Below are 12,640 nucleotides of genomic sequence, written 5' to 3' on the forward strand. Positions count from 1 at the left end.
ATAATGCCGCCCGTTCCCTCGCTCAACGGTAAAGGCTGGATATGCAGGAAGACGCTCCGGAAAAAACCAAGGACGCCGCGCCCACCGGCACGCAGACGCTATTGCGCGGCCTCGGCGTGGTGCAAGCGGTGGCCAGTGGCGCCCGCGATCTCAAGGAAATTGCCCGGCTGATCGGCACCACGCGCAGCACCACCCATCGTCTGGCCAGTTGCTTGGTTGATGAGCGTTACCTGCGCGTGGTGCCGCAAGTCGGTTACCTGCTCGGGCCGAAGTTGATCGAACTGGGTTTTCAGGCCCGCGAAGAGTTGCCGCTGGTGACGCTGGCCGGGCCCTATCTGGACGAGTTGTCGGCGCTGACCGGCGATACGGTGCACTTGGGCATTCGTGAAGGCGACGAAGTGCTGTATCTGCTGAAGAACCCGGGACGCAATGGCCCGGAAATGCGTTCGCGGGTCGGCCATCGCATGCCGCTGGCACGCACCGGGATTGGCAAGGCGTTGATGCTCGATGACTCGCCGAAAGATTGGCAGCGGCTGTACGACATCAGCCTGCCGGCCGGTGGGAAAAGTCAGTTCTGGCCGCAGCATCCCCAGCAGTCGTGGGAACAGCTTGAACAGCGCATGACCGAGTACGTCGCCGGGGGCTACGCGTTCGATCTGGAAGACAACGAACCGTCGATCCGCTGTGTGGCGGCGCCGATTCGCGATGCGAGCAAGGGCATTGTTGCGGCGATCAGTATCGCCAGCACCGTGCCATACATGCCGCTGGAAAAAATGGCCGAGCTGATTCCCCTGATCAAAGGGGTCACAGCCCGGCTCTCGGCGGAACTCGGCCTAAAGATTTAAACCTTGAGCGTCGCCATGTCGATCACGAAACGGTACTTCACGTCGCCGGCGATCATCCGGGCGTAAGCTTCGTTGATCTGGCGGATGTCGAGCATTTCGATGTCGCAGGTGATGTTGTGTTCGGCGCAGAAATCCAGCACTTCCTGGGTTTCGGCAACGCCACCGATCAACGAACCGGCCAGCACGCGACGGCTCATTACCAGTTTGCCGGCATGTACCGGTGGATCAATCGGCTCGATCAAACCGACCAGAATGTGCACACCGTCGAAACGCAGGGTGTCGAGGTACGGGTTCAGATCGTGCTGCACCGGAATGGTGTCCAGCAGGAAGTCGAAGTAACCGGCCGCGGCTTTCATCTGCTCGGCGTCGGTGGAGACGATCACATGATCGGCACCCTGACGGCGGCCTTCCTCAGCCTTGCTTGCCGAGCGGGTGAACAGCGTGACTTCGGCGCCCATGGCCTTGGCGAACTTGATGCCCATGTGGCCGAGGCCGCCCATGCCGAGAATCCCGACCTTGTCGCCGGCCTTGACGCCGTAGTGCTTGAGCGGCGAGTAGGTGGTGATGCCGGCACAGAGAATCGGCGCGGCGCTGGCGAGGGCCAGTTTTTCCGGGATGCGCACCACGAAGTGCTCGCTGACGACGATGCTGTCCGAATAGCCGCCCATGGTGTTGCTGCCGTCGACCCGATCCGGGGTGGCGTAGGTCATGGTCGGACCTTCGAGGCAATATTGCTCAAGGTTCGACTGGCAGGCTTCACAGGTGCGGCACGAGTCGACCATGCAGCCAACGCCGACCAGATCGCCTACCTTGTGTTGAGTGACATTCGCACCGATCGCGGTGACTTTTCCGACGATCTCATGGCCAGGCATCAACGGGTAAACGGCGATGCCCCATTCGTTGCGCGCCTGGTGGATGTCGGAGTGGCAGACGCCACAGTAGAGAATCTCGATGGCAACGTCGTCGGCGCGCGGGCTGCGACGTTCGAACTTCATCGGGGCGAGGGGGGTGGTGGCCGATTGGGCGGCATAACCGATGGCGGTGTACATGTGAAACCTCGCAAAAGCTGGAACAAGTGAGGCGGCGCATTTTGGGCATCGACTGACCGGTCGGCCATGACGATTCCTCCGGGTCTCATGCCTAATCCTCCGGCATACGGGTTTGATCGGTCGCATTGGCAAAAGGATCTGCGATGATGCTTTCATCCCTTATTTTCGTGATTTTTTGTGAAGAACAATTCGATGCAATTGACCCGTCATCTTGATGCCAATGCGCGGCTGGTTTCGCTGATCGAACCGTTGGCGCTGCGCGATGGTTACAGTCAGACCGGATTGCCCGGTGTGCAGGTGTTGCGCGCCAGTTGTGACGTCGCCCGTGGCCCGCACATTTATGAGCCGAGCCTGATGATCATCGCCCAGGGCAGCAAACTGGCGTTTCTCGGGCCGCGCACCATGGAGTACGGCGCCGGGCATTATCTGATTCAGGCGCTGCCGGTGCCGTTCGAGTGCGAGACGTTTGCCTTGCCGGATGCGCCGTTGCTCGGCGTTTCCGTGGCGATTGATCGGGTGTTGCTCGGTGAGTTGGTGCTGGCCATGGGGCTGGCGCCGGGGCGGCATATTCCGGCGCAGACACCGGAGTCGATGACCTCGGTGGTGCTCGACGATGACATGCGTGGCTGTGTCGAACGTTTGCTCAGTTGCCTGCACGATCCGCTGGAACGCCAGATTCTTGGGCCGGCGCGGGTGCGCGAGTTGTTGTTCGTGGCGTTGCGTGGGCCGCAGGCCGATGTGTTGCGGGCGCTGGTCGAGCAGCAGGGGCAATTCGCGCGGGTGGCGGCGTCGATCAGTCATCTGCATGCGCATTACACCGAGCCGTTGAATGTCGAGACCCTGGCCGGTTGCGCGAACATGAGCGTGTCGACCTTTCATGAGCATTTCAAACGCAGCACGTTGTTGTCGCCGGTGCAGTATCTGAAGCGTTTGCGCTTGTTGAAGGCGCAGACGTTGCTGGTGGCGGAAGGGCTGGGTGTGGCGCAGGTGGCGCATCGGGTGGGGTATCAGAGTACGTCGCAGTTCAGTCGCGAGTACAAGCGCTATTTCGAGCGTAGTCCGGGTGACGAGCGCGCTGCCTGATCCGACGAAGATCCCTTGTGGGAGCGAGCCTGCTCGCGAATGCGCTGTATCAATCGACATCATCTTTATATGACACACCGCTTTCGCGAGCAGGCTCGCTCCCACAGTTGTTTTGTGGTGTCAGAGGAATTTTGGGCAACAAAAAGGCCCCCGATTCGGGAGCCTTGTTGTTCAGCGGTTCGACTTACATATTCGGATAAGTCGGGCCGCCAGCGCCTTCCGGCGTGACCCAGGTGATGTTCTGCGAAGGGTCCTTGATGTCACAGGTCTTGCAGTGCACGCAGTTCTGGGCGTTGATCTGGAAGCGCTTCTCGCCGTCTTCCTTGGTGATCACTTCGTACACGCCGGCCGGGCAGTAGCGCTGCGCCGGTTCGTCGTACAGCGGCAGGTTCTTGCTGATCGGAATGCTCGGGTCGGTCAGCTTCAGGTGGCAAGGCTGTTCTTCTTCGTGGTTGGTACCGGAGATGAACACCGAGCTGAGTTTGTCGAAGCTGAGTTTGCCGTCCGGTTTCGGATAGTCGATCTTCTTGCAGTCGGCCGCGAGCTTGAGGCAAGCGTAGTCCGGCTTGGTGTCGTGCAGGGTGAACGGCAGTTTGCCGCCGAAGATGTTCTGGTCCAGCCAGTTGAAACCGCCACCGACGATGGCGCCGAACTTGTGGATCGCCGGACCGAAGTTACGGCTGGCGAACAGTTCGTCGTAAAGCCAGCTCTTCTTGAACGCGTCGACGTAAGTGGTCAGTTCTTCAGTGCCGTCCTTTTCCGCGAACAGCGCGTCAGCTACCGATTCAGCGGCGAGCATGCCCGACTTCATCGCGGTGTGGCTGCCTTTGATCTTGGCGAAGTTCAGGGTGCCGAGGTCGCAACCGATCAGCGCGCCGCCCTTGAAGACCATTTTCGGCAGCGAGTTCAGGCCACCTTTGCAGATCGCGCGAGCGCCGTAGCTGATGCGCTTGCCGCCTTCAAGGTACTGAGCCAGCACCGGGTGATGCTTGAGGCGCTGGAACTCGTCGAACGGCGACAGGTAGGTGTTGCTGTAGGAAAGGTCAACGATCAGACCAACCACCACCTGGTTGTTTTCCAGGTGATAGAGGAACGAGCCACCGGTGTTTTCGGTGCCCATGATGTCCAGCGGCCAACCAGCGGTGTGCACCACCAAGCCTGGCTGATGTTTGGCCGGGTCGATCTCCCAGATTTCTTTCAGGCCGATGCCGTAGTGCTGAGCGTCGGCATCGCTGTCGAGGTTGTAGCGCTTGATCAGTTGCTTGCCGATGTGGCCACGGCAGCCTTCGGCGAACAGCGTGTACTTGCCACGCAGTTCCATGCCCGGGGTGTACAGGCCTTCTTTCGGATTGCCTTCGCGGTCGACGCCCAGATCACCGGTGATGATCCCGCGCACCACGCCTTGCTCGTCGATCAGCGCTTCCTGAGCGGCGAAGCCTGGGTAGATTTCTACGCCAAGGTTCTCGGCCTGCTGAGCGAGCCAGCGGCACAGGTTGCCGAGGGAGATAATGTAGTTGCCTTCGTTGTGCATGGTCTTGGGCACAAAGAAGTCTGGAATCTTCTGCGCGTTTTCGGCGTTTTTCAGCACGAAAATATCGTCGCGGGTCACTGGCGTATTCAGCGGTGCGCCGAGTTCTTTCCAGTCCGGGAACAGTTCGTTCAGAGCGCGTGGTTCGAACACGGCACCGGAGAGGATGTGTGCGCCGACTTCGGAGCCTTTTTCGACCACGCAGACGCTGATTTCCTTACCGGCTTCGGCGGCCTTCTGCTTCAGACGGCAGGCGGCGGACAGGCCAGCGGGGCCGGCACCGACGATGACCACGTCGAATTCCATGTATTCGCGTTCCACAGGCTATCTCCTACTCAAGGCTCAACAGTTTTTTTTTCTAATTTGGAGGTTTGATGTCGCATCCGCTATTCCTTTACGTTAACGTCAAGGGGAATATTGGAGACCGACCTTTCTCTCTAGGCGGCGCATTATATCTACACCACTCCGAGCGTCCAATACAAACGTTTGTTTGAATCGGCTCCAGCCCAGAGAAATCAAAGAAGCGCGGCTTATGAATGGTCATTTTGCTGTATTGACCGGAATAGGCGTTCCGGTCAAGATACGGGCGGTTTTGCGCTCGTCGTAGGCAGACTGGCGGTTTCAAGAGCACGTCTAAAGACAGGGCACAGGCGGTTGAGAGTGATGCGCAGCGCAGTCTGGCGCGCAGTTTACACAGCGTGAGGATCAATGACTTGTCGGTCACCACTGACGAACGGTCGCACCCCCCCTCACATCGTGGAATCACTTCGCACCCCGGTCGGCGTTTTTAGAGGTGCCCTTTTAGCCTGATGAGCATCAACCGCCAGGTTCGCCTAGGCGACTTTCTTTTCACCGGAGAGTAACGAGGAATCCATGAAGGTTCTTGTAGCTGTCAAACGCGTTGTGGATTACAACGTCAAGGTTCGCGTCAAGGCGGACAATTCCGGCGTCGATCTCGCCAACGTCAAGATGTCGATGAACCCGTTCTGCGAAATCGCAGTGGAAGAAGCCGTACGCCTGAAAGAGAAAGGTGTTGCGACTGAAATCGTCGTCGTCTCCATCGGCCCGACCACCGCTCAGGAGCAGCTGCGTACCGCACTGGCTCTGGGTGCCGACCGTGCCATCCTCGTCGAATCCGCTGAAGATCTGACCTCGCTCGCCGTGGCCAAGCTGCTCAAGGCTGTGGTCGACAAGGAACAGCCGCAACTGGTGATCCTCGGCAAACAGGCCATCGACAGCGACAACAACCAGACCGGCCAGATGCTCGCTGCATTGAGCGGCTACGGTCAGGGCACGTTCGCATCGAAAGTCGAAGTCTCGGGTGACAGCGTTGCCGTGACCCGCGAAATCGACGGCGGCGCGCAGACTGTTTCCCTGAAACTGCCGGCAATCGTCACCACCGACCTGCGTTTGAACGAGCCGCGCTACGCGTCCCTGCCAAACATCATGAAAGCCAAGAAGAAGCCTCTCGAAGTGCTGACTCCGGACGCTTTGGGCGTTTCCACCGCCTCCACCAACAAGACCCTGAAAGTCGAAGCGCCGGCTGCACGCAGCGCAGGCATCAAGGTCAAGTCGGTGGCTGAACTGGTCGAGAAACTGAAAAACGAAGCGAAGGTAATCTGATCATGACTATCTTGGTAATCGCTGAACACGACAACAAAGTGCTGGCCCCGGCCACACTGAACACCGTGGCTGCTGCTGCCAAAATCGGCGGCGACATCCACGTTCTGGTTGCCGGCCAAGGCGCTGGCGCCGTGGCTGAAGCCGCAGCGAAAATCGCTGGCGTGAGCAAAGTCCTCAACGCTGACAACGCCGCTTACGCGCATCAGCTGCCGGAAAACGTCGCTCCGCTGGTAGCCGAGCTGGGCGCTGGTTACAGCCACATCCTGGCTGCCGCGACCTCCAACGGCAAAAACATCCTGCCGCGCGTTGCTGCGCAGCTGGACGTTGACCAGATCTCCGAGATCATCTCGGTCGAAAGCGCTGACACGTTCAAGCGTCCGATCTACGCCGGTAACGCCATCGCTACCGTACAGTCGACCGCTGCGATCAAAGTGATCACCGTGCGTGCCACCGGTTTCGACCCGGTTGCTGCTGAAGGTGGTTCGGCTGCCGTTGAAGCGGTTGCTGCTGCGCACAACGCTGGCACTTCGAGCTTCGTAGGCGAAGAACTGGCCAAGTCCGATCGTCCGGAACTGACCGCTGCCAAGATCGTCGTTTCCGGCGGCCGCGGCATGCAGAACGGCGACAACTTCAAACACCTGTACGCCCTGGCCGACAAGCTGGGCGCTGCCGTCGGCGCTTCGCGTGCTGCGGTCGACGCAGGTTTCGTTCCGAACGACATGCAGGTCGGTCAGACCGGCAAGATCGTTGCGCCACAGCTGTACATCGCCGTCGGTATCTCCGGCGCGATCCAGCACCTGGCCGGCATGAAAGACTCCAAAGTGATCGTTGCGATCAACAAGGACGAAGAAGCGCCGATCTTCCAGGTGGCCGATTACGGTCTCGTGGCGGATCTGTTCGAAGCCGTCCCTGAGCTGGAGAAGCTGGTCTAATCCAGCCGCTTCACTTATAAAGAGCCCGACCTGTTGGTCGGGCTTTTTTTTGTCTCGGATTTGAGTGGGAGCGTTTTGCCATGGATCTGCGCTGCGGATGGTTGTTGGGATTGGCCCTGTTGCCAGGTTTGGCCATGGCCGCTGGCAAATGCGAGCGCCTTGTCGTGACTGGTAGCCCGGATGCACCGCCGTATCTGTGGCAGGACCCGCAGAATCCGAAACAGTTGATCGGTGCCAGCGCCGACCTGCTGCAACAAGTCGCCAAGGACTTGGGCATCAAAGTCGAGTTGCTCTACGCCGGCAAACGCTCGCAAGCCCTCGACGAAGTGCGCAGCGGGCGCATGGACATGCTGGCCGACGCGCCGCTGACCTTCACTGAGCTGGAAAACCTCGACTACATCTATCCGCCATTGCTGGAAAACGACTACCTGGTGTGGACGCGCAAAGGCTCGACCCTGGTCTACGGCGAAGCCAAAGACCTGCACGGCCACGCAGGTGCGCTGTCGGAAAAGTCTCGAATCACCCAGGCATTCGGCACTTTCGCCGAGCAGAATCTGACCCTCACCCGGACAGCCAACCTCACTCAGGCCTTTCAGAAACTGCTCCTCGGCGAAGTGGAATATGTACTCGCCGGCCGCTACTCAGGGCTGGCCGCCGCGCAGGCATTGGGCATGACCAATGACTTGCAGGCGTTCGAGCAACCCATCGACCGCCCGGGCCTGTTCCTCGCGGTTTCCCACAACTCGGCGTGCAACGATCCGTGGTTGCGCGGACAGCTAGCCAAAAAGATGACAGAATTGCCCGCGTCCGGACTGACGGAAGCCGCGCTGCAACGCAACATCGAGCGCTGGAAGGCGCAGCAGCAACAGCCGCAACAACCTGTCAGTGCCCCAAAACAGTAGGGATTCTTAGTGAGTATTCGACCTCTTTTCGCGGCTGTGGCCGTTCTGGCTCTGGCCGGTTGCGCAACCGATCCGGCACCCGTTGAACAAATGCGCCTGACCGAGCAAGCCATAATCCAGGCCAAGGCTGTTGGCGCCACCGCCGACGAAGTGCCGGAAATGAAACTGGCCGAAACCAAGTACAACCGCGCCAAAGGCAACATGGCGGACGAGTCCTACCGCAACGCGCGTATGCGTTCGGAACAAGCTGAACTGGATGCTCGTCTGGCCGAAGCCAAAGTGCTGACGCAAAAAAGTGAAGAACAGGTGAATGTGCTCAATACCCGCATCGTCCGACTGCGCAAGCAACTGGGAGATGCCCAATGAGCCTCAAGTCGAAAGTTTTCGGCGGTCTGATCCTCGCCGGTTGCGCCAGCCTTTACGGCTGTGCCGGGCAACACAGCGAGTCTGCTCTGCAAGAAGCCAGCGCTGACTTCCAGAAGGTCAAGGAAGACTCCAACGTGCTGCGTATCGCGCCGAAAGACGTCATCCGTGCCGGTGAGTCGCTGGCCCGTGCCGATCGCCTGTCGACCTACTGGGGCAGCGGTTCGGACGTGGTGCATTACGCCTACCTGAGCCAGCGCTACAGCGAGATCGCACGCGAGCACACCAATCAGGTGCTCAACGAAGAGCGCGCGGCGAAGCTCGAACTGGAACGTCAGCGCCTGCAACTGGCCCTGCGTGAGTCGAAACTGCTGAGCGTGCAGCAGCAGGGCAAATGGCTCGAAGAGCAAATCGTCGCACTGGCCACCACGCAGACTGATCGTGGTCTGGTGATGACCCTTGGCGATGTGCTGTTCGACACCGGTGAAGCCGAACTGAAAAACTCGGCCAACCGCGTGGTACTGAAGATTGTGCAGTTCCTGCAACTGAACCCGAAACGCGTGGTGCGCATCGAGGGTTACACCGACAGCACCGGCGGCAAACAGGAAAACCTCAAACTGTCCCGTGACCGCGCACAATCGGTGGCGGACGTGCTGATGGACCTGGGTATCGACGACAAGCGCATTCAGGTTGAAGGCTACGGCGACGAATATCCGGTGGACGCCAACGCTTCCGAGCGCGGGCGGGCACAGAACCGGCGGGTGGAGATTGTCTTCTCCGACGAAAAAGGCCAGCTCGGCGCCGCCCGTTAAGGGTTGCGTCTCTGGAAAGCCCGGACTGTCATGCAGTGCCGGGCTTTTTTACGTCTGTCGATCAGGTCGCAAATCAGTACAGCGAGGGGCAGACACCGCACTGTATGGTCGAGTAATGTGGCAACTGTCCCAGTACACTTCTAAACTGTTCCGGTATTGTTTCACACAAGAATAAAATGCCCGTGAAATCGAGTGCTGCGTCATGACCAATCTCTTGCTCTACCAACGTATTGCTCAGCAACTGGCCGAAGACATCCGCCGTGGTGTCTATCAACCGGGGGAGCGCGTGCCTTCGGTACGCAAGATGAGTTCGCAGCTCAATGTCAGCCATGCGACGGTGTTGCAGGCGTACGCCAATCTCGAAGATCAGGGCTTGATTCGGGCGCGCCCGCAGTCCGGTTATTACGTGCACCAGACCCCCGCGCTGACTGCGCCGACGCCGGATATTGCCCGGGTCGAGCGTCCTGGTCTGGTCACGCGCAGCAGCATCATTCAACAGGTTCTGGTCGAATCGCGCCGCGAAGGCGTGTTCCCGCTTGGTGCCGCCGTGCCGAGTGTCGATTACTTGCCGGTGCGCGCACTGCATCAGCAACTGGCCAAGGTCACCCGTTTCCATAGCCCGCGAGCCTTCAGCTACATGTTCAGCCCGGGTTTTGAACCGTTGCGCCGGCAAGTGGCAATCCGTATGCGCGATGCCGGTGTGGTGGTCGATCCGTCGGAAGTGGTGATCACCCACGGTTGCGTCGATGCCCTGCAGATGTCGTTGCGTGTGCTGACCCGCCCGGGCGATCTGATCGCCGCTGAGTCGCCGACGTATTACGGCCTGCTGCAACTGGCCGATCTTCTCGGCTTGAAGGTCATCGAAATCCCTAGTGATCCCGCCACCGGCATGAGCCTCGAAGCCCTGCAACTGGCGGCCAACCAATGGTCTATCAAAGCGCTGGTGCTGACCACGCGCCTGAGCAATCCGCTGGGCGGTACCATGCCCGAAGAGCGGCAGAAGCAGTTGCTGCGTCTTGCCTCGGATTTCGATATCCAGATCGTCGAAGACGATATCTATGGCGAACTGATGTTCGAGCAAGGCAAAACCAAAGCGCTCAAGGCCTATGACCGACTGGATCGGGTGATCTACTGCTCGAGCTTCTCTAAAACCTTGTCCCCCGGCGTACGCATCGGCTGGATGATTGCGGGCAAGTATCAGCAGGAAATCCAGCGCTTGCAGACCTTCAGCACCCATTCGGCGTGCAGCGTGACGCAGATGGCGATTGCCGCTTATCTGGAAAACGGCGGTTATGACCGGCATTTACGGTACATCCGCCAGGAATACCGGAAAAACCTCAGCGCCTTCCAGTTGGCGGTGCAGCAGTACTTCCCCGAAGGCACGCAAATGACCCGGCCCACGGGCGGTTTCATCCTTTGGGTGAGTCTGCCGGGCAGGGTCAATACACAAGAATTGCATGTGCGTGCGTTGCAGCAGGGCATCAGCATTGCCCCGGGGCTGATCTTCAGCAATACCGAGCAGTTCAACCACTGTATCCGCCTGAACTGCGGGATTCCGTGGAACCGTGAGGCGGAGCGGGCGTTGATGACGCTGGGTCTGTTGGCGACTCAACTGTGTCAGGAAACGGCTGGCGGATTCTGAACGGGCGGCGGGTGATGCTTGTCTTGTGGCGTCCAACAAGCGAGCATATGGCCCTCTGCCGTTAGTGTCGTTGGGTCCATGAAAGCGATTGCTCCTGCTGCTTGGGTTTTGCTGGGTTTGCTGATGATCGGTCAGGCGCCTGGCGTTGTGGCCGCTGCGGTTCAGGAAAAACCGGCTGCGACGAGCCCCGCGAAAAAAAATCCGCCCGCGCAGAAGACCGCTACGGCGAAGAAAACCCAGCAAAAAGTCATCAAGAAGCGCAAGCCGGTCGCCTCGAAATCAAAACCCGCCAGTGAAGTGGTAAAAACCAGGTTACCGTCGGCCAGACTCGATTTGAGCCTGCCCAAGGACATGGTCGAGGAACTGAAGCCCAAGGGCACGGTTGAATTGCCCAAGCGCGAGCCGATCCTGCCGCAGATGTTTGGCGAGAAAAACAACGGAGTCCAGCTCAATGGCCGCTTGCTCAGCAACGAAATGCAGTTGCAACTGCGCAACGAAGAGCGCCGGGAAGTCGAAGGCGCGGCGCTGGATTTCGAATTCAAACAGTAAAACCAACCCATCTGTGACCCGCAGACCAGACGCTTTGTCGCAGACTGGTCAGTCACATTGAGTTATCGCTAAAAACCCCGGTTCCGGCAATTTGAAACAGCCGTTTTAGCGGTTACTCTGTTCCGCGTCCCTTTTACACATCGCCCGTCGCGAGGAATTGTTCGTCATGAAATGCCGTGAAGGCTGTGGCGCTTGCTGCATTGCCCCTTCCATCAGTTCGCCGATTCCCGGCATGCCTGATGGCAAACCTGCCGGCGAACGTTGCGTGCAGCTTTCGGTCGAAAACCTGTGCAGCATTTTCGGCCGCCCGGAGCGCCCGGCAGTCTGTTCCGGCTTCTCTGCCGATATCGAAGTCTGCGGCAGCAGCTCGGAAGAAGCGATCAGGCTGATCGGCTGGTGGGAGCAAATGACCGCGGCGTGATGTGTCAAACGAACGGAACTTCAACAATAAGGAATAAGACTATGGGTTCGCTGCATCGTATCGCTGTGTTGTGTGGTTTGACCGCTGTGCTGGCCACGTCCGTCGCTCAGGCTGAAGACTGGAAAGTCGCCAAGAACGAGGACGGCATCAAGGTTTCCCTCAGTGAAGTGCCGGGTTCGGACTACAAGTCTTACCAAGGCGTTGCGCTGATGAAAACCACCGTCGCCAAACTGCGCGCACTTCAGGAAGACGTCGCTGGTGCCTGCGCCTGGATTCACGAGTGCAAGACCCAGAAACTGCTCAAGCACGAGGGCGACAAGAGCTGGACCTATAGCCAGTTCAATACGCCCTGGCCGGTAACTCCGCGTGACTCGGTGATTGAAGTCACCACCGTCGAAGGCGCCGACGGCAGCCTGACCCGCAACCTCAAAGGTCTGCCGACCTACGTTCCTGAAGAAAAAGGCTTTGTCCGCGTGCAGCAGGTCAAAGGCTTCTGGAAGTTCGTACCGAAGGGCGACCAGGTTGAAGTGACCTATCAAGTGCACACCGAGCCAGGCGGCAGCGTGCCGGCGATGGTTGCCAACAAGTTCGTCGTCGATGCGCCGTTCAACACCTTGAAAGCTCTGAAAGAACGCGCCGAGAAGTAATCGGCCCGCGTTCAGCAAAACGCCCCGAACAAGTCGGGGCGTTTTGTTTTGTATCTATATTGTGTTTCCAGATATGCGTTGCACGAAATTTTCACAAAGTGTTCCTGACAATTCGCCCGCGCTGTTTGCCCTCTGCCTTAAATGAAAGTGTCTGGCGGCGGGGCAGTAATCAATGGCAATGGTGCGGGTGATCGTGCAACATTTGCGCACCGCGCAAGCCCCGGGGTCTGGAATGACCAATAGA

13 protein-coding genes are annotated in these 12,640 nt (G+C 59.1%); 11 read left to right on the forward strand and 2 right to left on the reverse strand.

What is annotated here, in order from left to right:
- Positions 1-41: 41 nt before the first annotated feature.
- Positions 42-845: an IclR family transcriptional regulator gene (locus tag F8N44_RS17330; RefSeq protein WP_007908330.1), complete on the forward strand. Its 804-nt coding sequence runs from the start codon at positions 42-44 to the stop codon at positions 843-845.
- On the opposite strand, the gene F8N44_RS17335 is transcribed toward F8N44_RS17330, so the two are convergent.
- The gene (locus tag F8N44_RS17335; RefSeq protein ID WP_007908332.1) at positions 842-1,894 is read right to left on the reverse strand and encodes an NAD(P)-dependent alcohol dehydrogenase; all 1,053 of its coding nucleotides are present in this window, start codon (positions 1,892-1,894) and stop codon (positions 842-844) included. The two genes, F8N44_RS17330 and F8N44_RS17335, sit on opposite strands and share 4 nt — an antisense overlap.
- A gap of 192 nt (positions 1,895-2,086) precedes the next feature.
- Between F8N44_RS17335 and F8N44_RS17340 the strand changes: the two genes are divergently transcribed.
- Positions 2,087-2,977: an AraC family transcriptional regulator gene (locus tag F8N44_RS17340; RefSeq protein ID WP_150651141.1), complete on the forward strand. Its 891-nt coding sequence runs from the start codon at positions 2,087-2,089 to the stop codon at positions 2,975-2,977.
- Between the two features lie 184 nt (positions 2,978-3,161).
- Here the strand turns inward: F8N44_RS17340 and F8N44_RS17350 are convergent, their stop codons facing one another.
- Positions 3,162-4,826, reverse strand: coding sequence for an electron transfer flavoprotein-ubiquinone oxidoreductase (locus F8N44_RS17350; RefSeq protein ID WP_016985998.1), 1,665 nt, complete (start codon positions 4,824-4,826; stop codon positions 3,162-3,164).
- A gap of 552 nt (positions 4,827-5,378) precedes the next feature.
- On the opposite strand from F8N44_RS17350, the gene F8N44_RS17355 reads away from it, so the two are divergent.
- The 9 genes from F8N44_RS17355 to F8N44_RS17395 all read left to right on the forward strand — a co-directional run bounded on the left by F8N44_RS17355 (position 5,379) and on the right by F8N44_RS17395 (position 12,396).
- A complete protein-coding gene (locus F8N44_RS17355) occupies positions 5,379-6,128 on the forward strand; it encodes an electron transfer flavoprotein subunit beta/FixA family protein (RefSeq protein ID WP_007908338.1) in 750 nt (249 codons plus the stop codon).
- A 2-nt stretch (positions 6,129-6,130) separates the two neighbouring features.
- Positions 6,131-7,060, forward strand: a complete 930-nt coding sequence (locus F8N44_RS17360) for an electron transfer flavoprotein subunit alpha/FixB family protein (RefSeq protein ID WP_034155324.1) — start codon at positions 6,131-6,133, stop codon at positions 7,058-7,060.
- 80 nt (positions 7,061-7,140) lie between these two features.
- Positions 7,141-7,962 carry a substrate-binding periplasmic protein gene (locus F8N44_RS17365; RefSeq protein WP_150651142.1) on the forward strand — a complete coding sequence of 274 codons (822 nt, stop codon included), beginning with the start codon at positions 7,141-7,143 and terminating at the stop codon, positions 7,960-7,962.
- 9 nt (positions 7,963-7,971) lie between these two features.
- On the forward strand, positions 7,972-8,328 hold the full coding sequence (locus tag F8N44_RS17370; protein WP_150651143.1) for a DUF4398 domain-containing protein: 357 nt from the start codon (positions 7,972-7,974) through the stop codon (positions 8,326-8,328).
- Positions 8,325-9,137: an OmpA family protein gene (locus F8N44_RS17375; protein ID WP_150651144.1), complete on the forward strand. Its 813-nt coding sequence runs from the start codon at positions 8,325-8,327 to the stop codon at positions 9,135-9,137. The genes F8N44_RS17370 and F8N44_RS17375 overlap by 4 nt, the downstream gene beginning before the upstream one ends.
- Positions 9,138-9,339: 202 nt before the next feature.
- The gene (locus F8N44_RS17380; RefSeq protein ID WP_016985994.1) at positions 9,340-10,779 is read left to right on the forward strand and encodes a PLP-dependent aminotransferase family protein; all 1,440 of its coding nucleotides are present in this window, start codon (positions 9,340-9,342) and stop codon (positions 10,777-10,779) included.
- Positions 10,780-10,857: 78 nt separating this feature from the next.
- The gene (locus tag F8N44_RS17385) at positions 10,858-11,328 is read left to right on the forward strand and encodes a translation initiation factor 2 (protein WP_150651145.1); all 471 of its coding nucleotides are present in this window, start codon (positions 10,858-10,860) and stop codon (positions 11,326-11,328) included.
- Positions 11,329-11,494: 166 nt separating this feature from the next.
- Positions 11,495-11,749, forward strand: a complete 255-nt coding sequence (locus F8N44_RS17390; protein ID WP_150651146.1) for a YkgJ family cysteine cluster protein — start codon at positions 11,495-11,497, stop codon at positions 11,747-11,749.
- Between the two features lie 41 nt (positions 11,750-11,790).
- Entirely contained in the window at positions 11,791-12,396 is a 606-nt protein-coding gene (locus tag F8N44_RS17395) for an START domain-containing protein (RefSeq protein ID WP_122597194.1), read from the forward strand.
- Positions 12,397-12,640: the final 244 nt, after the last annotated feature.

It is taken from the genome of Pseudomonas fluorescens (assembly GCF_902497745.1).
In the GTDB taxonomy this organism is placed as follows: domain Bacteria; phylum Pseudomonadota; class Gammaproteobacteria; order Pseudomonadales; family Pseudomonadaceae; genus Aquipseudomonas; species Aquipseudomonas fluorescens_BM.